The organism is Bradyrhizobium sp. CCGUVB1N3 (assembly GCF_024199925.1).
Taxonomy (GTDB): Bacteria; Pseudomonadota; Alphaproteobacteria; order Rhizobiales; family Xanthobacteraceae; genus Bradyrhizobium.
Map to the genome: position 1 here is coordinate 1,146,285 of NZ_JANADR010000001.1, position 21,393 is coordinate 1,167,677.

General features: G+C 60.7%; 18 protein-coding genes and 1 tRNA gene. 6 read left to right on the top strand and 13 right to left on the bottom strand.

All coding sequences use genetic code 11. The features are described from left to right. Positions 1-93 precede the first annotated feature (93 nt). From NLM33_RS05430 to NLM33_RS05455, 6 genes are all read left to right on the top strand, one after another. On the top strand, positions 94-420 hold the full coding sequence (locus NLM33_RS05430; protein ID WP_254105660.1) for a hypothetical protein: 327 nt from the start codon (positions 94-96) through the stop codon (positions 418-420). A 315-nt stretch (positions 421-735) separates the two neighbouring features. Further along, positions 736-825 (top strand) — tRNA-Ser (locus tag NLM33_RS05435). A gap of 242 nt (positions 826-1,067) precedes the next feature. After that, entirely contained in the window at positions 1,068-2,015 is a 948-nt protein-coding gene (locus NLM33_RS05440; protein WP_254095099.1) for a protein kinase, read from the top strand. Positions 2,016-2,212: 197 nt separating this feature from the next. Beyond that, complete coding sequence (locus NLM33_RS05445) at positions 2,213-2,608, top strand: hypothetical protein (protein WP_254095100.1); 396 nt, start codon at positions 2,213-2,215, stop codon at positions 2,606-2,608. A 157-nt stretch (positions 2,609-2,765) separates the two neighbouring features. Continuing rightward, on the top strand, positions 2,766-3,026 hold the full coding sequence (locus tag NLM33_RS05450) for a hypothetical protein (protein WP_254095101.1): 261 nt from the start codon (positions 2,766-2,768) through the stop codon (positions 3,024-3,026). A 36-nt stretch (positions 3,027-3,062) separates the two neighbouring features. After that, complete coding sequence (locus NLM33_RS05455) at positions 3,063-3,575, top strand: hypothetical protein (protein WP_254095102.1); 513 nt, start codon at positions 3,063-3,065, stop codon at positions 3,573-3,575. Between the two features lie 214 nt (positions 3,576-3,789). On the opposite strand, the gene NLM33_RS05460 is transcribed toward NLM33_RS05455, so the two are convergent. From NLM33_RS05460 to pqqA, 13 genes are all read right to left on the bottom strand, one after another. After that, on the bottom strand, positions 3,790-6,210 hold the full coding sequence (locus NLM33_RS05460; RefSeq protein WP_254095103.1) for a PAS domain S-box protein: 2,421 nt from the start codon (positions 6,208-6,210) through the stop codon (positions 3,790-3,792). Positions 6,211-6,726: 516 nt separating this feature from the next. Beyond that, the gene (gene cydB / locus NLM33_RS05465; protein WP_254095104.1) at positions 6,727-7,737 is read right to left on the bottom strand and encodes a cytochrome d ubiquinol oxidase subunit II; all 1,011 of its coding nucleotides are present in this window, start codon (positions 7,735-7,737) and stop codon (positions 6,727-6,729) included. After that, complete coding sequence (locus NLM33_RS05470; RefSeq protein WP_254095105.1) at positions 7,737-9,137, bottom strand: cytochrome ubiquinol oxidase subunit I; 1,401 nt, start codon at positions 9,135-9,137, stop codon at positions 7,737-7,739. Before NLM33_RS05470 ends, cydB begins: the two co-directional genes overlap by 1 nt. Positions 9,138-9,394: 257 nt before the next feature. After that, positions 9,395-9,853 (bottom strand): hypothetical protein, encoded by a 459-nt coding sequence (locus tag NLM33_RS05475; RefSeq protein WP_254095106.1) that lies wholly within the window; start codon positions 9,851-9,853, stop codon positions 9,395-9,397. Next, the gene (locus NLM33_RS05480; RefSeq protein ID WP_254095107.1) at positions 9,854-11,191 is read right to left on the bottom strand and encodes an NAD(P)/FAD-dependent oxidoreductase; all 1,338 of its coding nucleotides are present in this window, start codon (positions 11,189-11,191) and stop codon (positions 9,854-9,856) included. A 362-nt stretch (positions 11,192-11,553) separates the two neighbouring features. Next, entirely contained in the window at positions 11,554-12,339 is a 786-nt protein-coding gene (locus NLM33_RS05485) for an enoyl-CoA hydratase (protein ID WP_254095108.1), read from the bottom strand. Between the two features lie 38 nt (positions 12,340-12,377). Continuing rightward, on the bottom strand, positions 12,378-13,601 hold the full coding sequence (locus NLM33_RS05490) for a CaiB/BaiF CoA-transferase family protein (RefSeq protein ID WP_254095109.1): 1,224 nt from the start codon (positions 13,599-13,601) through the stop codon (positions 12,378-12,380). Positions 13,602-13,630: 29 nt separating this feature from the next. Then, on the bottom strand, positions 13,631-14,428 hold the full coding sequence (locus tag NLM33_RS05495; protein WP_254095110.1) for an enoyl-CoA hydratase-related protein: 798 nt from the start codon (positions 14,426-14,428) through the stop codon (positions 13,631-13,633). A 60-nt stretch (positions 14,429-14,488) separates the two neighbouring features. Then, positions 14,489-15,688, bottom strand: a complete 1,200-nt coding sequence (locus tag NLM33_RS05500) for an acyl-CoA dehydrogenase family protein (protein ID WP_254095111.1) — start codon at positions 15,686-15,688, stop codon at positions 14,489-14,491. Between the two features lie 76 nt (positions 15,689-15,764). After that, positions 15,765-16,742 carry a 3-hydroxyacyl-CoA dehydrogenase NAD-binding domain-containing protein gene (locus NLM33_RS05505; protein WP_254095112.1) on the bottom strand — a complete coding sequence of 326 codons (978 nt, stop codon included), beginning with the start codon at positions 16,740-16,742 and terminating at the stop codon, positions 15,765-15,767. Between the two features lie 22 nt (positions 16,743-16,764). Continuing rightward, complete coding sequence (locus NLM33_RS05510) at positions 16,765-17,679, bottom strand: DUF5050 domain-containing protein (protein WP_254095113.1); 915 nt, start codon at positions 17,677-17,679, stop codon at positions 16,765-16,767. A 220-nt stretch (positions 17,680-17,899) separates the two neighbouring features. Further along, positions 17,900-20,353, bottom strand: a complete 2,454-nt coding sequence (locus NLM33_RS05515; RefSeq protein WP_371929904.1) for a membrane-bound PQQ-dependent dehydrogenase, glucose/quinate/shikimate family — start codon at positions 20,351-20,353, stop codon at positions 17,900-17,902. A gap of 111 nt (positions 20,354-20,464) precedes the next feature. Then, positions 20,465-20,659, bottom strand: a complete 195-nt coding sequence (gene pqqA / locus NLM33_RS05520; RefSeq protein ID WP_254095115.1) for a pyrroloquinoline quinone precursor peptide PqqA — start codon at positions 20,657-20,659, stop codon at positions 20,465-20,467. Positions 20,660-21,393 lie beyond the last annotated feature (734 nt).

Genomic DNA, 21,393 nt, shown 5'->3' on the forward strand with positions numbered 1-21,393 from the left:
ATCGATCCAAGTCATTTCTCGCGTAACTGGGGCACCACCACCATGTCTCGTACCATTGCCGTCGTTTTCGCCAGCGCAACCGTCGCCATTGCCATGACGGGCACGGCGTCCGCCGGCTGCTACAATTGCTACACCCCGCCGCCGTGCACGACGTGCTACCAGCAACAATACGTGGCGCCGCAATATCGCACCGTCGATGAGACCGTGATGGTCTCGCCCGGCTCCGTCGTTGCCCATCGCACGCCCGCGCAGTATCGCACCGTGATGGTGCCGCAGACTGTCATGGTCGCGCCGCCCGGCGTTCAGTACGAGCGCATCCCGCCGCAATACGCGACGCGCCAGCGCGTCGAGATGGTTTCGCCCGGGTATTCCTATTACGCTCCGGTCGTCTCGCCCTGCGCGTCCTGCGGCGGCTACTGAACCAGACTCATAGCAAATAAAGAGCGCGGCGCCCCTGGCGCCGCGCTTTCGTTTGAAGCGAACGAGGCCCGGAGTTGGAGACCAGTCCAACCGGGCCTCGTAACCGGCGACGCCCTGGGCGGCGGCGCCGATGTCGGGAATTGATCGTGTCCGGCCACGTGATCTGGGCCGTTGGAAGCTTCGCAACCTAAGCGGCCAACCTGACAGCGACCTTACAGGCGGTTCCGGTGGGCGAGGGCACTTGCCAGCCGGACCACTCCAACTTCGCGTTGCCTTTGCGGACCGCCTGCGTTAAGCGACTGAAATTCCTGCAAGGGAAGGGTGGCCGAGTGGTTTAAGGCACCGGTCTTGAAAACCGGCGTGCCCGCAAGGGTACCGTGGGTTCGAATCCCACCCCTTCCGCCAGGGAAGACAATTAACGAATTGAATTAATTGAAGAAAATTTCATAGTTGGGCAGTAAGCCCCAGCAATAGCCCTAGCAGTCTTGTCGGTGGAAAGGGTTTAGGGACCTGTGAATCTCTGACCTCCAAAAATTGCGATCAGCACAGATTTGCAGCAGTTTGGCCGGGTTGCATCGCACGTGGGGTCACACGTAGCGATACTGCCATTCGGAATGAGCAGAGGAAAGAAATTGTCGAGTCCCCCAGTGTTCAGCTTGATCGGGAAGGAAACGGATGATGGTTGGAAGGTTATCGAGCCCGTCGGTTGGAAGCTCGATACCACCGGCAAGCCGGTCGCAGCAGGCGCCCCGGGATCAGGTGGCAATTTTTCCGCCGGCTATAGAGTGCAGAAAGACGGCCGGAAGGCCTTCTTAAAGGCGATCGATCTCAGCAGAGCAATGCTCGCGAAGGATGTTATTGCTGCGCTTAAAGTAATTGTCGACACCGCATCATTCGAGAAGTCTCTCTGCGCCATGTGCGGCGAGAAGCGCATGGATCGAGTTGTCCTTGCACTGTCATCGGGAGATTTCATCACGGGCGTGAACCTGCAAGATAGGGTGCCGTATATCATTTTCGAACTGGCTGACGGGGATGTTCGCCGGCGGGTTCGCCTTGTAGATTCAAAGCTTCGGCTGCAGTGGGTGTTCCGGGCAATCCAAAATTCCGCAGTTGGTCTCCGCCAGCTGCACAAGGCCAACGTTGCTCATCAAGACTTCAAGCCTTCGAACGTTCTCCAATTTGAGGCACAGAAGGCGTTTAAGGTCGGAGACGTAGGGCGCGCAGTGCTGGAAGGCGTTGCTGTCGCGCACGACAGCCTGCGGATCGCCGGCGACCCTGCATACGCGCCACCGGAATTACTGTATGGCCACCTGGATCCCGACTGGCGCACGCGGCGATACGGTTGCGACTTGTTCATGTTTGGGAGCCTGATTGTATTCTTCTTTATGGGGCAGGGGCTCACCCCACTCCTTATACGTAAAATTGAAGCTGCCTACCTGCCGAGAGCCCGTGGCGGAACCTGGGCGGGCACATATATGGAGGTTCTTCCCATCGTCCGAAGGGCCTTCGCGGACGTATTGGAAGAGCTAGCTGCATTGGTGCCAAACGATCGGGCAATTGGAAGGCTACGCTCGATGCAATTGGGAAATGGCTAGATCTCGAGCCCTTCAGCGTTAGACCTGCTGTGATGGGCTCTTTCGTTTCAGTCGCTCATCTAGGAGATGGCAAAGCCGGCGAAGCATTTTCTCGTAGAGGCCTCGTAGCGAACAAAGGGGATTCTACGCTACATAACAACCTGGCGGTTTCGTACGCAATACAGGGAAAACTGCAGGAGGCCTTTGACGAGCTCGCCATGGTGAAGTTTCGTCATGACACTTCCGAAGAAGTCGTGAACCTTGCTACGCGAGGTCTTATTCAGATGCGAGGCGGGTCTACTTCAGAGGGTGCCCGGCTCTATAATCAAGCGATCGAGTTGGCGCTGAAATTGCGAGACCCGGTGTTGTGGTGCCGGGCTGCCTCCTTCTTTTTATACGAATTCGCTCGGTTCGATAAGTCGGACCTAGATGAGACAGCCGGCTTAATCATGAAGGTTTACGATCGCTTGAGCCCGCCGATCAAGGCGTCAGCCGACGACATCCCCGCGCTCATCCAGCGAGCACGAGATGTTCCCAACGTCTCGGAGATGCTCGAAAAGCTGACCTCCTTTAGAAACGGCTTCCTTTCTTACCCTGTCGACAGCGAAACGTAGGACGGGCGCGTGGCGGGGACGGCCGAGGGGAACCGTCTTACGCCAGCACCGCCTTGACACATTCCGCGTTCGTCGTGAGCTGCACGTCCGCATCGGCGTGGCTCGTCGGGAAGGGGACAATCGTGAACAATGAGATCGATCAAGCTAAGGGGCGAATATGAAGATGCCGACAGTTGGCTGGGCCTTTTTCGGCCTCGCTGTCTTCGTGCTGATATCTTATGTCTTGAGCCTAGGGATATTTGTCGGCTCAACGACACGCTTCAATCCAAGAGATGGCGACGAGCGGAGCTACCATTCGTACCATTGCCAATACCTTTACCTGAGCGGCGTGCGCACCACGTTCGGTCATGGAACGGGTTCTACGCCTGAAGAGGCAACCGAAGTGGGCTTCTGTCCGACGTTCGGACCGAAGGATTGACGTCTGGAGTCACAGCAAAGACAGGGGAGGTGAGAAATGGTCGGCGGAATCGCGCGGGCAACCTTTGGACTAGATCTTCCTTCGGAACCAGAGCCACGTCTTCCTTCGGAACCGGAGCCACCTAGGCGTCCCGATACAAGACCATGGTACAAAAAGCTCGCTGAAACGATTGCTGCAATCCTAGCCGCACTTCTATTCGTGTCTGCTTTTCTTGCAGCCTACGCCGCTGTGGGCAGGCACGAAGAGTGGTACGTCCCGGAGCTATTGCGTCTCAAAGGCGAGCTGATGCTGAAGGGTACGCCACACCGATCCGTCTCGTCAGCGGAACAGTGCTTCTCCGACGCCCGCCAGCTGGCAAGACAGCAGGGCGCGCTCTTCTGGGAGTTGCGAAATGCCGTGAGCCTTGCGCGGCTCTGGGCGGCACAGGACAGGAAGGCCGAGGCGAGGCAAATCATTGCGCATGTATGCAAGACGCTCGGGGACAGCCCCCAGATTGCCGACGTTCGCGAGGCAAGAGCACTGCTGGATGGACTTGACGCCAAGGAGTGATCGGTCAACTCGTCGTGTTCGAGTTTTTCGCCAAACCTCGGCAAAGCCCCGCCCGACATGGAGCGGCTGCGTCGGCAAGCCAGACGTCCGCCTGAAGACCGGGGGGTGGGGGGAAGCCACGGCCGATCGGATATTCGAGAAGCAGATGTCGTCGCCAGCCAGACCACCCAAACATATCAGATCTTGCCAAGGTGATTCCGATTCCACACGCGGCTTACGATGCGACGGCCGGATGAGCAGGTGCAATGAAGCTGAAGATAGCGCCACGCGGCAGGTTAGGGCTCGCCCACAATCGGCCGTTATGCGCTTCAATAATCGACCAGCAGATCGACAGCCCAAGTCCTAGACCGCCCGATTTCGTGGTGTAGAAAGCTTCGAACAGGCGCTCAAGAGCCGCCGGCGTGAAGCCCGGCCCTGTATCTCGCACTTCGACGCAAACGCCATCGCGTTCGTTGCGGGTGCTGATAAGCAGTTCCCGATCCCCTTCGCCGACATCGCGCATTGCTTCGACGGCGTTGATGATCAAGTTGAGCACCACTTGCTGGAGTTGGACCCGATCCGCTCGAATGGCTGGCAAGTCCTCCGCGAGTTGCGTCCGCACCGAGACGCAGTTCTTCAAAACTTCGGGACGGGTCAGGGCTATGACCTCAAGCACCGTCTCGTTGATATCCAGGTCCTCCTTTCGCGGCGGCGTCTTCTTCATAAGAGCCCGGATACGATCCATAACGTCGCCCGCATGTTTGCTGGCGCTGACGATAAAACCGAGCGTTTGCCGGACCTCCTCCAAATCAGGCGGTTGAGCATCGAGCCAGTTCAAGCCCGCCTGTGCGTCGTTGACAACCGCGGCGATCGGCTGCTTGATTTCATGGGCAATCGAGGCCATGAGCTGCCCCATCGTCGCGACCCGGCTCGCGTGCGTCAGCTCCGCCTGCACTTCGCGATAGCGGCGCTCGCTGTCTCGTGCTTCGGCTTCCGCCCGCTTGCGTTCGGTAATGTCGTTGAAAAGGATTCCGACGTGTCTGCGCTTGGGGTCTTCGACCCGGAAGGCGAAAACGTCATACCAACGTCCGAGTTGTCTGGCCTCATTTTCAAAGCGCATCGGCTCGCCAGTCAGGGCGATCCTACCGTAAATCTCGAACCAATGCTCTTCGTGCTCTGGCGCGATTTCGCGCATCCGTCTGCCGGCGGCATTCTTGATTCCCGTCTGCCGTTCAAACGACGGGCTGATTTGCAAAAAACGATAGTCGACCGGCTTTTCGTTCTGGTCAAACAAGACTTCAATCGTGCAAAAACCCTCGTCAATCGATTCGAACAACGTGCGGTAATTCCGTTCCGACTCGCGCAATTCCGCCTCGGCGCGCTTGCGTTCGGTAAATTGACCGATCTGGCTGCCAATGGTGGCCAGCATATCGAACAGCTCCTGATCGGGCTGCCGGATCTCGCGGCTGAAAAACTCGATTACCCCCAAGGCTTCCCCCCCGATCAGGATAGGAAAGCCAACGGCCGCGTGTAGTCCTTCGCGTTCGGCGATGGGTCCGCGCGGAAGGTTTTCATCAGGAACGACGTCGGGAATATAAGCGGGCTTAAGGCTGGACCACACCCGGCCCGGCAATCCCACTCCCGGAACGAAAGTGGACTCCGAACCGACTCTTTCAAATTCCGGGACTTCTATCGACGCTCTATGCCAAAGCTCGACACAGCGCAGGACCTTGGCCTCCCGGTCCACGCGCCAGAGTGCGCCCACGTCCCATCCCAGACACTCGCCTATGGCCCGCAGTATTCTCTGAGCGACATCTTCGATCGTGGCTGCGTCTGCCAGAACCTGCGCTACGGTATGCTGCACGCGGAGGCGCTCCTCTGCGCGCTTGCGCTCGGTGATGTCCGTCAGGATGCCGTACCATTTTAGAATCTCGCCCTGTTCATCACGTAGCGGCACCGCCCGTGCGAGGAACCACCGGTATTCGCCCTTGACACTGCGATGCCGAGCTTCGCTTTCGAACGGCTCGCCACTTACCATCGAATGATGCCACCTGGCTGCGTGTTCGATCAGATCCTCGGGGTGAATCGCGGATTGCCAACCCGATCCCGAAGTCTCTTCCACGGACAGCCCTGAAAATTCCACCCACTGCCGGTTTACCCAAAGGTTGCTGCCGTCGAGATGGGCGGTGAAGGCTATCGCAGGTATCGCCTCAATGACATCCCGAAGCTCTTTTTCTCTCCGACGCAGCGCATCCTCGGCCCGTTGGCTCGCGGCTCGATTGCGTGCCTCGCCCAACGCACGGCTCACCGCGGGTACGAGCCGCGACATGCGGGTCTTCAGAACAAAATCGGTGGCCCCATCCTTAAGTGCTTCGATAGCTGCCTCTTCGCCAAGAGTGCCAGAAACAAAGATAAAAGGCAGATCGGGGCGCACACTCAGCGCTAGACTCAAAGCGGACAGTCCGTCGAACGACGGAAGTTCATAGTCCGAGAGGATCAGATCGAATTCGCCGTTCTCAAGAGACGCCAGGAAGTCAGCGCGACTTTGCACGCATGTTATTCGACAGATAAAATGATCGGCTTCCAAGAGCGCTTTTATAAGGCCCGCGTCGTTGGGATTATCCTCCAGCAAGAGGATTCCGATAGGCGAACTCATGACACCTTCTTCGCGCTGCCGGGGAGCGGTTTATTCATAGTCTTGCCGTCACCCCATTCCCGTGCCGGGGGCGGGCAGCTGTTGATTATAGCAGGTTTTAAGGTGACTGGAGGCCGGAGGATCCTTCGCCGGTACAGCTAATGGGCTAATTTCTTTTTGCAGGTAGCCAGGGCTGTAGGGTCCCACCTGCTTGAGTGCCGTTCTTGCAGGAGTTTTCTGACCGAGCGGGAGCAGAGCGCGCAAGGCACCAAGCAGCCGAGGCAATTGTAAACCTGCGCGGTCGAACACAGCTCGACATCAGCGGAGACGACAGCCTCTCTGATGTCATGATCGCTGATGACATTGCACGAGCAGATGATCATTCTGAGTGCACTTTCTGGCATTCGGTCATCGTGCAGGTGGTTCCAGTCGGCTGCCGACCCATCACTGCCCCGATCAGCAGACAAATAGCGGTCTGCGTCGCAGTCCAATGATGGGTCGTTTCAGCGTTTGACCTAGAAGATTTGCAGGAGACGATCAGTGATACCCCACATCGGCTCGAACCTTTCCGCGAAACACCCAATATGACCAGCTCGAATAGGTCAGGATTACGGGAATCAGGAACAGCGTTCCGACCAGAAGGAAGGCCTGAGTGCGCGGCGACGAGGCAGCCTCCCACAGCGTCAGCTGGTAGGGCACGATCATCGGAAACAGGCTGATCGCCATGCCAATGTAGGCCAGGACGAAGAGCGCGATCGCACCAAAAAATGGCGCCGCCTCGGCCTTACTGCCGAGAGACCGCCATGTCCCGAGCGCGATCACGCCGGACAGTACGGGCACCGGTGCGAACAGCGCGATGTTGGGCCAGCTAAACCAGCGCGCCGCCACCGCGGGGCTCATGATTGGTGTCCATACGCTCACGATGGCGATCGCGGTTACGACACCGATGAGGCAGATGCGGCCTTGGCGACGTGCGGCAGCCTGAATGTCACCCTCGGTTTTCAGAATGAGCCAGCCGGCGCCGAGAAGGCCGTAGCCGAACATCAAGGCGACGCCGGTCAGAACGGAGAACGGCGTGAGAAACGAAAGCGACGTTCCCGCGAATTGCCCGTCGCGAACCGGAAAACCCTGGACGAATGAGCCAAGCACGACGCCTTGCGCGAACGTGGCGACGGCCGATCCGTAGCAGAATGCGTGGTCCCAGAACGTCTTGTTTTCAGCGTCGCGAAACCGAAACTCGAATGCAACGCCGCGAAACACCAGTGCCAGCAGCATGATCAGAATGGGGAAATACACTGCCGGAATGATGATCGCGAAGGCGGCGGGGAACGCCGCGAGAAGGCCAAGGCCGCCAAGCACCAGCCAAGTCTCGTTACCATCCCAGATCGGGGCGATCGAATTCATGATGGTGTTACGGGAGCGCGTATCGGACGCCAAGCCATAGAGCATCCCCACGCCGAGATCGAAGCCATCGAGCAGCACGTAGAAGAATACAGCTACTGCCAGGATCAGCGTCCAGATCGGAACCAAATCGAGCACCTGGGTCATCACACGTTTCCTTTCACGACGTTGATTGCGGGGGCGAGAACCGGCGCCGCAGCTATGCCAGCCTCGATTGATGTAGCCGCTTCACTGCTCTCGAGCGGGCCCTTGCGAACGAGCCGAGCCAACAGGATGACCCCGCAGGGATAGATCAGCAGATAGACGGCCATGTAAGCCAGGAGCGACAGCGTAACGTCATGGCCTGTCAGAGACGGCGTCACCGAGGCTGCCGTGCGTAAGAGTCCATAGACTGTCCACGGCTGCCGGCCGACCTCGGTCACGAACCATCCGGCAACGACCGCGATAAAGCCAAGCGGAATCGCACACTGACATGCCAACAGGTACAGCCGTGTGTCATAGAGTTGCCCGCGCCACCGCAACCAGCCACCCAGAAGCACGAGCCCCAGCATCAGGCCCGCGCATCCGACCATCGCACGGAACGCAAAGAAGGGGATGGCGACCGGCGGACGTTGATCGGCGGGAAAATCCTTCAGACCCTTTACTTCGCCATGGAGGTCGTGCGTGAGGATCAGGCTTCCGAGCCAGGGAACTTCGATCGCGAACTTGTTTTGCTCGGCCTTGTCATCCGGAATTGCAAAGAGCGTCAGCGGCACACCCTTGCCGGTCTCCCAACGCGATTCAATCGCGGCCAGTTTTGCAGGCTGATATTTGCGGGTGTTGAGGCCATGCATGTCGCCGATCACCATCTGCAGCGGCACCAACACGGTCAGGGCCCACAGCGCCATCGACATCATGATGCGCGCTTCCTGCACGGATCGATTGCGCCGCAACAGGTATGCGCCCACGCCGAGGACGACGAAGCCAGTTGTCGTGAAGAACGCGACCGCCGTGTGCGCCAGCCGATAAGGAAAGGACGGATTGAAAATCGCCTGGATCCAGTCTGTCGGAATAAACTGGCCATTGATGATCTCATAGCCGGCCGGCGTCTGCATCCAACTGTTGGCGGACAGGATCCAGAACGTGGAAAACAGCGTCCCGATCGCCACCATGAGGGCCGCGAAGAAGTGCGCCCACGGCGGCACCAGCTTGCGGCCGAACAGCAGGACGCCGAGGAAGCCGGCTTCCAGGAAGAAAGCCGTGAGGCCCTCATATGCAAACAGCGGCGAGAGGACGTCGCCGGCTGCGGACGCGTAGCGGCTCCAGTTGGTGCCGAACTGGAATGGCATGATAAGGCCTGTCACGACGCCCATGCCGAATGCGATGGCGAAGATCTTGATCCAGAATGTCGAAATGCGGGCATAGACTTCGCGTCCGGTCGCAAGGCTCAAGCCCTCGACGACGGCGATGAAGGACGCAGCTCCGACGGTGAACGCCGGCAGCAGGATGTGCCAGGCGACGACCCAGGCGAACTGGATGCGCGATAACAGGACTGGATCGAAATGCATCGCTGAACCTCTTGTGTTGGTCATGTAGAGAGAGCAGCCGAAGGAGCTCTCAGAGCCGTCTGCAGCATGCAGGCTCTATGAAAAATAGACCGCACAGTTCAGATTCATCAGTAAACGCTGCCAAATACCGGCAAATCCTTCAAAAGCAGCGGCATCAACTCTGAGGCTCAAGCGTCGTCATTGTGACACGTCGCGCGCGCCGACGGCTGCTGCATTCGCGTTCGGGGTGCATTGCGTCATGTGCGTTGAGCGCATGCTCAACGGTCACTGAGTGCTTGCAATTCGGCCCTGCATTCCTCGCTGAAAGCCCGCAGCGGATTGACGGCGTGGCCGTTCATCATCTCTCGAAGTTCAGAGAAGGTCTTGTTGGGCGTGAAGTATGTGTCGATGATCAAATGAACGACGGCCTCCGCCTTCTCGATCACGGCGGAGCTCGATACCACACGCATCCGGTTGATCAGCGCGTAGATGCTCACCAGTGCCGAGACCTCCGCGCGATCATGGGCGAGCGCGTCCGCGTAGAGCTTCGATGCCTCAACGATAAATTGCTTGTACAGCTTTTGCCGCCGGGTCTTTTCCCCCGACAGTCGCTTGGCGCGATCCTGACGGTGCTGCGTGAGCCAGGCTGATGCGAAAGATGTCAGGCCGCCGATGGCCGACCCCGCCAAAGCAGCGAATGCAGGGAGATAGGGAGTATTCATGGCGCAAGCGACCACTCAACGGTCGGACCGGAGAGCGGCGTCCCTGGGTGGCTCGGGGATCAGGCGCGAGCTGCGCTGGCCGGTGAAATACGACCAGAGCCACTGACGCTGCACGCGCAGCCGGTTCTGCAGCTGGGGCAGGGCGAGGATGTGAACGAACGCCCACACAAGCCACGTCAAGGCCCCGCTTGTGCGCAGCCAACCTCGCTCCAGCACCGCGTAGTTCTTGCCGACGACGGCCATGTTGCCCTTGTCGAAATAGCGGAACGGGCGTTTGACTTCTCGCCCCTTCAACTCCTTCGCGATCAGCCGCCCGACGTAGCGTCCTTCCTGGATCGCGGCCTGCGCCACGCCGGGCACCGGGTGTTCGTTCTGCATGACCGACGCCGCATCGCCCACGACGAACACGCCGGGCGCGTCCACTACCTTTAGGAAGGGATCAACGAGCGCGCGCCCTGCGCGGTCGGTCTTGGTGCCGAGCATTTTTGGAATAGGCGATGCCGCAACGCCGGCAGTCCACAGCACGGTGGCGCTGGGGATCCGGCTTCCGCCGGCGACCACGCCCTCCGCGTCGACGGTTTCGACCTTCGCTCCGGTCAAGACCTTCACACCGAGCTTCGTGAGTCGTCGGGTCACCCTGCGCGACAGTGGCTCAGCAAAGGTCGGCAGAACCCGCTGCCCTGCGTCGAGCAGAATGATGCTGGCCTGCGCTGGGTCGATATGGCGAAAGTTTCCGCGCAGCGTAACCTTCACCATTTGCGCGAGGGATGCCGCGAGTTCCACGCCGGTGGGGCCTGCTCCGACCAGCACGAATGTCATCTGGCGCGCGCGTTCGCTTGCGTCCTCGGTCGCTGCGGCAACTTCGAACGCGCTCAGGATTTTGGCTCGGATCTTCTCTGCGTCGTTGAGGCTCTTGAGCGCCGGGGCAAATCGCGCGAACTCATCGTGCCCGAAGTAGCTCGGGCGCATGCCGGTCGCGACCACCAGATAGTCGTAGGCGATCTTGCGGACGCCCACGCCGGGGGCGGCGGCCTCGACCGTGCGGGACGCAATGTCGACGCCGGTGACCTCTGCCAGCAGCACGCTGAGGTTTCGCTGCTTGACCTCGAGCTGACGGATCGGCGCTGCGATCTCGGCCGGCGAGAGGACTGCCGTTGCCACCTGATAGAGCAGCGGCTGAAATATGTGGTGGTTACGGCGGTCGATTATTACGACATCAACATCGGCGCGCCGCAGCGCCCGTGTTGCGGCGATCCCGGCAAAGCCGCCCCCGACGACGACGACCCGCTTGCGCTCTTGGTGGGGAGCCTCAACAACGGCGGTTGCCTCGTCAGGCCGGATCTCATCCAACATCGCACTCATGGTTCACCTCGTTTGCGCTCTTTGTCATTGGCCGCTTCAGCAAGCGTCTGTCGGAAGCGACGCTCCCAAAGCTCGAGCCATCCGCCTTCGCTACGGCATGTCAGCGCACCAGAAGCCGATGATTCTGCAATGCGCGGGCTTGTTCGGTGCCGCGACTGCACTCAGAACAGTCGGCTTCATGGTGGCCAGAAACACTGCGAAGCACAGCGCTACGGTGACAAACGTGGCGAGACTCAAGACGTGTTTCATATCAGTCCACGCATTGCCGCTTGGCGCCGCGGTGACGCCTTTCAATTTCCAGCATTCACCACACCGGACCCGACGCGGCGCCCATCAATTGTTCCGAGCACGGACTATTCGGCCGCCACGTGCGTCGGGCTCTTCGTAAAATTGGGTGGACGTTTCTCGAGGAAGGCCGAGAGCCCTTCCTTGGCCTCTGGCCCGCTCACCCGCTCCATGAACTCCTGGCTTTCACTCTCGATCGCCGCTTTGAGCTGGCCTATCGAAGGCCGCTTGAGGAGCCGCTTGCTCGCCAACAACGCGCCGCTCGGTTTTGCCGCCAGCTTCTGCGCCGTTGCGGTGGCGGTCGCGAGCAGATCGCTGTCGGGCACAACGCGGGTCACGAGGCCCAGCTCAGCTGCCCGCGCGGCCGTGAAGGGCTCTCCCAGCAAGTACAATTCCGCCGCCCGGAGATGGCCCACGCGGGCCGGTATCGAGAAGCTCGATCCGAACTCCGGCACCAGCGCCAGGTTGATGAACGGCAGCTGGAATTTCGCACTTTCGACCGCGTAGACGAAATCGCAGTGCGTCAGCATCGTGGTTCCGCCGCCGATAGCCGCGCCTTGGACGGCTGCGACGATCGGCTTTTCGAACTTGACGAATGCGTCCATCAGAAGCCCTTGCGGAAATGCGCCCGGCCTGGGCGGATTCTTGAGGAAATCCACGACGTCGTTGCCAGCGCAGAACACGTTTCCGGTGCTGTGCCAGAGCACGACACGGATCGCGTCGTCCTTGTCAGCTTCGTTGAGGATGCCGGCCAGGCTCGTGTACATGCCCGACGTCATGGCGTTCTTCTGGGCCGGGCGATTGAGCTGGACCCGCAGGATCGCGTCGGTACGCTCGGTGATGATGTCGCTCATGGTTCGCTCCTCTGTTCGCTACTCTTCGTCGCCATGTTCTACGCGTGTTCGTTGACCTTCGGCACCGCGCCGCTCGTGCGCAGGTCCTCGATCCCTTTCGCGTCGAACCCCAGGTCGCGCAGGATCTCTTCAGTGTGTTCGCCGAGGTCGGGCCCACGCCGGGCCGGAACCTTGGCGACCCCGTGCACCTGAATCGGGCTGCTGATCGTCCTGCCGAGGTTGCCGCCGGCGCCTTCGAGCGGAACGACGATGTCGTTTGCCGTCAGCTGGGGATCGTTAATCACCTCTTGCGGCCCGCGCACGGCGCCGAACGTGACGTGCGCGCCGCTGAAAACCTCATACCAACGCGCCATCGGCTGCGCGGAGAAAACCTCGTCGAGGATGGCCGTGAGTTCCGGCATGTTCGCCATCAGCTTCGCCGGATCGGCGAATCGCTGATCGGTCAACAGATCCGGTCGGCCGATTGCCTTTGCCACAGCGGCCAACTTGTCGGGCGTGACGATAAGAACGAACCAGGTGCCGTCGGCTGCGCGATACACGTTGAGCGCCGCATTAGCCGGATGCATGCGATCATGCAGCCCAAAGAACTTTGCACCGGCCAGCGCAGCCTGGATCGAAACGCTCGCCGACCAGACACCCTCGGCGAGCAGCGAGGTCGTGACATACGCTCCCTTGCTGGTGCGCTCGCGGCGGTAAAGCGCGGTGACGATCGCCGAATAGATTCCGACACCTGTCGCGTTGTCGCCGCTGCCGGCCACCGGCCAGGTCGGCGGCGCGCCGGCATCGCGCGTCATCGACAGCAAACCACTACGCGCCCAGTATGCCGTGATGTCAAAGCCCGGCAGATTGGCATCCGGTCCCTTTTCGCCGAACCCCGTAAGGTCCGCGTAGATCAGGCGCGGATTCCAGCGCACCACATCGTCATATTCGAGCTTTAACTTCTTGCGCGCGGGATGTGGCGTATTGACGATGAATACATCGGCCCATTTGACAAGCTGCTCGAGGACTTGAGGGGCGCTGGGCGACTTCAGATCGAGCGTGATACTGCGCTTGTTGCGGTTGACGAGATGCCACTGATAGGGCTCATCTGCCGCCGGCTGCGGCGGGATCTTGTGCACATGTCTCCAAGGGTCACCACTCGGCGGTTCGACCTTAATGACGTCGGCGCCGAAGTCGGACAGGATCACGGCGGCGCCGGGCGCCGCGACGAAGCTCGAGAAGTCAACCACCTTCAGTCCGGAAAAAATGTTGTCGCTTGCCATTGGATCTCTCCTAAATCACCGTGCTTGCTTCACCGCCCCAGGAACTGGGGTGCGCGCTTTTCGAGGAAGGCGGACGTGCCCTCCTTCTTGTCTTCCGTCCCGGCGCACAGCCCGAAATAGGAGGCTTCCAGCGCAAAACCCTCGCTCTGGCTCGTGTCCAATCCCTTGTTCACCGCCTCAAGCGACTGCTTGATAGCGATGGGAGCGTTCGCAGCGATCATCTTCAGGATGGCTTCCGCACGCGAAATGAGATCGGCTGCAGGAACGACCTCGTTAATGAGCCCGATGCGATACGCCTCCTGTGCGCTGATGGTCTCGCCGGACAGAATGAGCTGAAGCGCACGGCCCTTTCCGACCAGACGCGGCAGTCGCTGCGTGCCGCCGCCGCCGGGAAGCAATCCCAGCTTGACCTCGGGCTGGCCGAACTTCGCATGTTCGACGGCGATGCGGATGGTGCACGCCATTGCCGTCTCGCAACCACCGCCCAGTGCAAAGCCGTTGATTGCCGCGATCACCGGCTTGCCGAGATTCTCGACGAGATCAAGCACCTCCTGCCCGTAGCGGCTGGACCGTTCGGCGTCGATCGCACTCGCATGCGCGAGCTCGCCTATATCGGCGCCGGCGATGAATGCCTTGTCGCCCGCGCCGGTCAGGATGACGCCGCGCACCGCCGCGTCGTCCCGCGCGTCCTCGAACGCACTTCGCAGGTCCTTCCATGTCGCCGTGTTCAGGGCGTTGAGCACTTTGGGCCGGTTGACGGTCACATAGGCGATCGCGCCGCGCTTCTCGTACTGGACGTTTGCGAGTGTCGTTGTTGTCGAGGACATGTTGATCTCTCTTTTTGTTGTGGCGAGCCGGCGCAAAGCGCGCTGGCCCACTTTTCGGTCTCAGATGAAGGCGCTGAACCCGGTGATCGCCTTGCCGACGATCAGGTTCTGCATCTGGTATGTGCCCTCGTAGGAATAGAGTGCTTCGGCATCAGCAAAGAAGCGCGCGACGTTGTAGTCGGCGATAATGCCGTTGCCGCCGAGCAGCTCTCGTGCCCAGGAGACCGTCTCACGCGCCTTGGCCGTCGTGAACGCCTTCGAAAGCGCCGCCTGCTGGTCCGTAAGCTTGCCTTCGTCGGCGAGCTGTGCTGTACGAACCACCATGCATTGGCAAGCAACGATGTTGGCGAGCATTTTCGCAAGGAGATCCTGAATCATCTGGAACGAGCCGATCGGCTTTCCGAACTGCAATCGCTCCTGAGCGTATTTGAGCGCGTGCTCGTAGGCGCCCATCTGGCATCCCGTCGCTTCCCATCCCACGTAGTACCGCGTCCCACGCAACACGCGCGCGGTGTCGCGGAACGAGTTGCCGCCCTGCAGGCGGTTCGACTCCGACACTCGAACGTCTTTGAGGGTAATCTGGCCGTTCTGGACGACTTTGAGCGCGATCTTGTTCTGCATCTTTTCGACGCTGAAGCCGGACGTCGTCTTGTTCTCGACGATGAAGCCCTTGACCTGGTTGTCGTCGACGTCGCGCGCCCAGATGATCGAGATATCGCACCAGGGTGCATTGCCGATCCACCGCTTCTGGCCGTTGAGGACCCAGGTGTCACCCTCGCGTTTTGCCGTCGTGGTGAGGCCGCCGCCTGTTCCTGAGCCGACCAACGGCTCAGTCAGGCCGAAGCAACCGATCTTTTCCAGGCGCGCCATCGGCGGCAGCCACTTTTGTTTCTGCTCCTCCGATCCATCGAGCGCGATCGAACCCATCGCCAGATGGCTGTGGACGCCGAAGAAAGTCGCGATTGAGACATCGACCCGCGCCATCTCTATTCCAACAAGGCCGACCAGCAATTGGCTCCCGCCGGCGCAGCCATAGCCCTCATAGCCGAGGCCGCCGATGCTCAGCTCCTTGAACGCGGGAAGCACTTCGAACGGGAAGGCGTCCTCGACCCAGTATTTGTTGATGATCGGCGCGACCTTGGACTCCATGAACGTGCGCACCTTCTGCAAAATCGCTCGATCGTTTCTATTCAAGGTCTCTGCGAAGTCATAGAAATCGCTGTTCGGCGTCGGAACCTGCTTCGGCGCTTTGGTAAGCATCTTGGGTCTCTCGTTGCTGCGGCTTGGGGAAAGAGGACGTCAGTTGGATGATCGATCTCGCCGGTTGGGCTTGGGCTTATGCGACCGGCTCGATCGATTTCGTCTGGTTCGACTTGGCGACCTTGTTGCGCAGCTCCAGCAGGCCGAGCAGGACTTCGTCGCGTTCGGCCTCCAGCGCCGAGATGGAGCGCGATCCGACCTCCGCGTGAACGCTGTCAATGAGCTTCTTTTGTACTTCCGGCCTCAGCACGGGTGAGCCGAGGGTCTTCCACCAGGCCGTCATTGGACCAGAGAACTGCTGGAAGAAGTGCTCGATGCCGCCCGCGCCGCCGCCGAGGTGATTGAGCAGCATGTTGCCCATGATTCCCCAGCGAAGGCCCGGCCCCCAGGAGAGGGCGGTGTCGACGTCGGCCGCGCTCACCACGCCCTCGGCGACAAGATAGTAGACTTCGCGCGCCAATGCGGACTGTAGGCGATTTGCGACGTGGCCGGGCATCTCCTTGTTGACGCGCACGGTCTTTTGCCCGATCGACGTGTAGAATTCCGCCGCGCGCTGGATTGTCGCTTCCGAGGTCTTTGCTCCGCCGACAATCTCGGTCAGCGGAATCAGGTGCGGCGGATTGAACGGATGACCGATGACACAGCGCTCGGGATGTGCGGCGGCGCCCTTCTGGATTTCGCTCATGGTGAGCCCCGACGAGCTCGATGCGATGATCACCTCGGGCGGCAGCAGCTCGTCGAGCTGCCCGTAGAGCTTTTGCTTGAAATCGATCCGCTCGGGCCCGTTCTCCTGGACGAGGTCGACGCCGGTAAGCGCCTCCGCGAGATCCGCGGTGAATTTGAGGTTCGACTGTGACGCTCCCGCCGACAGGCCCAAGCGCTTGAGCGCCGGCCAGGCCGTCTCCACGAACTTGCGGAGCGAGGCTTCTGCGTTCGGCGCGGGGTCGGTCGCGACAACCTGCAGTCCCTTGGCGAGAAATAGCGAGGCCCAGCTCGCGCCGATCACGCCAGTGCCGATGATGGCGATGCGGCGAATGGGTTTGGTGTTGCTCATGTCACGTTCTCCAATGGGTTCGTCAGATTTCGGCGTAGGCAATGCCGGTGAGGTTGCCCTGGGCGTACAGGAAGTTGCGCTCGTTCTTGCCATCGAGATCGGCGGAATAGACCGAGCCGGCGAAGTCGGTGACGAACATCCGGTTGCCGGGAACGTCGAGCGCGATGCCGATGCCCTCCATCAAGTGCGTGACCACGATTTCTGGGTCAGCCTTTGTGTCGATCGGTGCGCGATTGACGGTATTGCCGCGCGGCGGATCGCCGCGGTCGGTCCAGTAGAGGATGCGGTTCGTCAGATCGAGCTCAAGGTCGATCGGCTCGGGCAAACGATCGAACAACACCTCGATGTCGGAGCGGTTCGCCGGGGTCTCGCCCTTCGGGATGTCGATGCCGGCGCGGAAGATGCGGCCCAGTTCGCCATTATCGGGACCCTTTTGCGTCCAGTAGATGTGCCGCCGTTTGGGATCGACGGTGATTCCGACGCACCAGCGATTCTGATCCTTCCGATCGTCGTCGCCGCGGCCGGTCTCGACCAGCGTTTCGACCTGCGAGCCATCGAGGTTGGCGCGCATCACGCGCATGCCTTCACGGTCGCACCAGTAAAGCTTCTTTCCCTCCTTATCGAGGTGCATCTGCTTCGGCGTGTACGTACCGCCTTGCGGAATGATGACCTTGCGGTTTCCGCCATCGAGGTCGACTCGTTCGATCGAGCCATCGTTGAGAGGGGGAACACCCATGTTGGTCCAGTAGATATGGCCCGCCTCCACATCCACGGCGATGCCGTCGGGGAGACGCCCATTCGTGACGATGATCTTGCGGTCGGAACCGTCCGGATTCATCGAGTAAATGCGGTCCCCACTCAGCTCGAGAACGAATAGTCGGCCGGAGCGGGTCACCCCCGACGAGTTCTTCGATTTGGATGCTTCAAGTACCGTCATGAATTGTCCTTCGGTGTTGCAGTTGCCTTGTCTCGCTTAACTTGGCTGACCTCTATTTGACCCACGTGTGCCATCATCGCGAGTAAAGGCCGGCAAATCCCGCCAAATTGCTGCAAGGCAGCCTGCTCGTGAGTCAGTCGGCTTGACCGCTGTCTTTGTGCTCCAGACGGCACAACGCGCGGCATCGGGTGATGCCGCGCGTTGCGGAGATTGCGTACTCTTACTTCTTGTCGGGCAGGGCGTAGGCGATCAGAGCGTCGCCAGGCGGCGTCATCATGAAGTGATGGCCGCCGGCCATGATGGCAACGTACTCCTTGCCATCCTGCTCATAGACGATCGGCGTGGCCTGGCCGCCCGCGGGGAGCACGTCACTCCACACGATCTCGCCGGTCTTGATGTCGATCGCCTTGATCAGATCGTCGGTTGCCGCCGAGATAAAGATCAGGCCACCTGCCGTCACGACTGACCCGCCATTGTTTGGCGTGCCGATGAAGGTCGGCATGCCGAACGGACCGTTTCGACGAGCTGAACCGTACGGACGATCCCACAGAGTCTTGCCGGTGGCGAGATCGATCGCACGGATGCCGCCGTAAGGAGGCCGTGTGCACAGCACGCCGGTCGGCATCTGCCATCCCGCGTTGACGAGGATGCCGTAAGGCGTTCCCGTCTGCGCACCCGCACCTTCGGCGCTCGAGGCGCTTCCGGCCGCGCGGGGATCACCGGCAGGGAACAGGCCCATCGCGTCCGCGTCTTTGCGGGTCACGAGCGTGTCGTAGTTCGGCATATCGTTGTAGTTCGCGATGATCACCCCGCGGTGCGGGTCGACGGCAACGCTGCCCCAGTCCGATCCGCCGTTGTAGCCGGGATATTCAAGGTTGTGGCGGCCGAGCTCCGGCGGAGTGAACGGGCCTTCATAGCGAGCGCGCTTGAAGTTGATCCGGCAAATCATCTGATCGATGGGCGAGATGCCCCACATATCGTGCTCGACCAGATCGGCTTTGCGCAGCGTGTGGTAACGGGAGAACGGCTGCGTGGGAGAGCGCTGGCCGGGCTCCGCGCCGCCCTGCGGGACGGCCACTTCGTCGACCTGGTGCAGCGGCTTGCCGGTGGCGCGGTCGAGCACGAACATGTCGCCTTGCTTGGTCGGCAGCAAGACCGCCGGCACCTTGCCGTTCGCGGTGGGGAATTCGACCAGGGTCGGTTGAGAACCGAGATCGTAGTCCCACACGTCGTTATGCACGGTCTGGAACACCCAGCGCGGCTTGCCCGTGTTCACGTCCAGCGCGACGAGTGCGGAGCTGTACTTCTTCTCCTCATCCGAGCGCAGCGACGTGTAGTAGTCGCCCGCCGAGTTGCCCATCGGCAGGTAGACGAGGCCAAGCTTTTCGTCACCGACGCCTGTGGTCCACATGTTCGGCGTGCCCAGCGAGTAGGGCTTGCCGTCCGGCGGCAGTTTCGTGACCTCGGGCTGATTGATGTCCCAGGCAAAGCGGAGCTCGCCGGTCACCGCGTCGTACCCGCGGATGACGCCAGATGCAGCCCAACGGCGTTGACCATCGAGCACCTGATGCCCGGAGACGACGATCCCGTGCACGATGACCGGGGCCGAAGTGATAGCCGCTGTTCCCGGAATGACGGGTGTGATGGCGCCCGTAGCGCTATCCTTCTGCGCCAGTCCGACCTTGAGGTCGGCCGAGCCGTCCTTGCCGAAATCCTGGCATGGCTGACCCGTCTTTGCGTCCACCGCGATCAGGCGCATGTCGAGCGTTCCCTCGATGATGCGTACCGCGCAGGCCTGGCCGGCTGTAGCCTTGGGATTCTCATAGTACGCCACACCACGACAAGCCGCCGTGTAGGGCACCCAAGAGGTCGGGACCTCGGGATCGTGCATCCACAGCTTTTCGCCAGTCGCCGCATTCAGCGCGAACAACTTGTTCATCGGCGTGCAGCCGTAGATGGTGTTGCCGACCTTGAGCGGGGTCAGCTCCGATCCGTACTTCTTCGGAATGTCGCCGGTGTGAAAGGTCCAGACGCGCTTGAGGTCCTTGACGTTCGCGGGCGTAATCTGGGCGAGATCCGAATAGCGTTGCCCGCCCTGGCCGCCGCCATAGGCGTTCCACTCACCCTTCTTGGGCGCATACGCGGAATCTCCGAAGACGGCGTTTGTGTGCGCCTGAGGGAGTGGGTTCGGTGCCGCCTGCTGATTGAAGATCGGGATGAGGACGCCGAGTGCGGCAACGAAGAGTCCGGCGCCGATCGAGCCCAGCTTTCGGACATGCCGGCCGATCGTCTTGTCAATTGCGGGAGCAGCCAGAATGGCGAGGACGAGGAGGATGAAGGGGCCGACAAGACGCGGGATCAATTCCCAGCCCGACAGGCCGACCTCCCAAAAGCTCCAAACGGCCGTGAAGGCGAACGCGCCGACATAGGTGTAGATGCCAGCGATCTTTCCCCGGATCATGAGAAGGCCCGCAGCGACGAGCATGACGCCGGCCAGGACGTAATAGAGGCTGCCTCCCAGCGAGGCGAGGTAGGCGCCTCCGCCTGCGAGGATCAAACCGAGCAATGCGACGATCCCACCCAAGACCCGGGGCGTCAACGCGAGGTATTTCTGCAACTCTGATGCCCGGTGTCGAGTCGTTGCTGCCGGGGCTACATCTACTGTCGAAGACATTTCGTTCTCCTTTTTGATATCCAGATTTCAAGAACGACGAACCGAGCCGCTCCTGCCGCCGAGCGTTTGCACGCTCCGAGGGCTCGAGGCTCAGCTCGTTGATCGCCGGCCTTAGTTCAGCTCGGCGCGGGCGTAAGAATTGATTTCGAGACCGACGGCGATCTCGACGATCCGTGGAGTGGTCCACTTCGTCGGGGCTTCTTCCTGAACCGGCGAGGGAAGCTGGTTCGCTATCGAAGCTCTCAGTCCTGTGGCGGTGGGCATCTGGATCTCCTTTGTTTCACGCTTGAGTGCGTCGGTTTCCATTTGACCCGCATGCGCAGTCGGCGCGAGTGAAGCGCCGCAAATCGCGCCAAAATGTTGCTAGTGAGGACGGCGTATCGGCGTGCGTTGGGTCAGCAAGATCAACGGACGTTCGGGCTTTCTGTGCATCGATCGTTTCCATCCATGGTCCTGAGACCGGACTACGATCTGCATCGTTCGAATACATGGCGCAGGGAGATCGGCTGAACATGCGAACGACTTCGCGTGCACCAACGACCGAATATGCGTGGATGGCCATGTGACGGGTGTTCCGGCACGTTGCGCGTGCTCGGACCGAATCCCGCTCTCCCTCTCCTGGAGGGCCTGCAGCATCGAAGGTGGCTCAAGAGCCAGCTTGGCAGCCGGTGTTGATGTGCCTTCATTCAGCACGTCTCGATACGGATACATCGCCTGGAAAGCGTCCGGATCTCCAAAGGGCGGCTGAGCGAGAGCCGGGATTGTCGTCACGGCCGACATAAGTGCGGCTGTGGCGAGAGCTTTGAGTGAGGTCAAAATGTTGTCGCGTGTTATGGCCATTTGGATTCCATTCTTTCAGCCTGCCAGTACTGGCCTCCAGCTAGGCCGCATGAGCCGCCCTCGCGCGAGTAAAGGCCGGCAAATCGCGCTAAATTGCTACTAAGGGGAGGGCGGAACCGGGCACATTGGATCGGACAAGACGAACCGACAGCTGGCATTTCTCAGGCGATGCGGTACCATTTCTGCAGGCCCGAGAGAGG

Coding starts and splice junctions, on each gene's coding strand:
- NLM33_RS05460 (WP_254095103.1), bottom strand. CDS start 6,210: ATGAGTTCGCCTATCGGAATCCTCTTGCTGGAGGATAATCCCAACGAC.
- NLM33_RS05455 (WP_254095102.1), top strand. CDS start 3,063: ATGGTCGGCGGAATCGCGCGGGCAACCTTTGGACTAGATCTTCCTTCG.
- NLM33_RS05490 (WP_254095109.1), bottom strand. CDS start 13,601: ATGGCAAGCGACAACATTTTTTCCGGACTGAAGGTGGTTGACTTCTCG.
- NLM33_RS05485 (WP_254095108.1), bottom strand. CDS start 12,339: ATGAGCGACATCATCACCGAGCGTACCGACGCGATCCTGCGGGTCCAG.
- NLM33_RS05450 (WP_254095101.1), top strand. CDS start 2,766: ATGAAGATGCCGACAGTTGGCTGGGCCTTTTTCGGCCTCGCTGTCTTC.
- cydB (WP_254095104.1), bottom strand. CDS start 7,737: ATGACCCAGGTGCTCGATTTGGTTCCGATCTGGACGCTGATCCTGGCA.
- NLM33_RS05480 (WP_254095107.1), bottom strand. CDS start 11,191: ATGTTGGATGAGATCCGGCCTGACGAGGCAACCGCCGTTGTTGAGGCT.
- NLM33_RS05510 (WP_254095113.1), bottom strand. CDS start 17,679: ATGACGGTACTTGAAGCATCCAAATCGAAGAACTCGTCGGGGGTGACC.
- NLM33_RS05505 (WP_254095112.1), bottom strand. CDS start 16,742: ATGAGCAACACCAAACCCATTCGCCGCATCGCCATCATCGGCACTGGC.
- NLM33_RS05515 (WP_371929904.1), bottom strand. CDS start 20,353: ATGTCTTCGACAGTAGATGTAGCCCCGGCAGCAACGACTCGACACCGG.
- NLM33_RS05470 (WP_254095105.1), bottom strand. CDS start 9,137: ATGCATTTCGATCCAGTCCTGTTATCGCGCATCCAGTTCGCCTGGGTC.
- NLM33_RS05430 (WP_254105660.1), top strand. CDS start 94: ATGACGGGCACGGCGTCCGCCGGCTGCTACAATTGCTACACCCCGCCG.
- pqqA (WP_254095115.1), bottom strand. CDS start 20,659: ATGGAAACCGACGCACTCAAGCGTGAAACAAAGGAGATCCAGATGCCC.
- NLM33_RS05495 (WP_254095110.1), bottom strand. CDS start 14,428: ATGTCCTCGACAACAACGACACTCGCAAACGTCCAGTACGAGAAGCGC.
- NLM33_RS05445 (WP_254095100.1), top strand. CDS start 2,213: ATGGTGAAGTTTCGTCATGACACTTCCGAAGAAGTCGTGAACCTTGCT.
- NLM33_RS05500 (WP_254095111.1), bottom strand. CDS start 15,688: ATGCTTACCAAAGCGCCGAAGCAGGTTCCGACGCCGAACAGCGATTTC.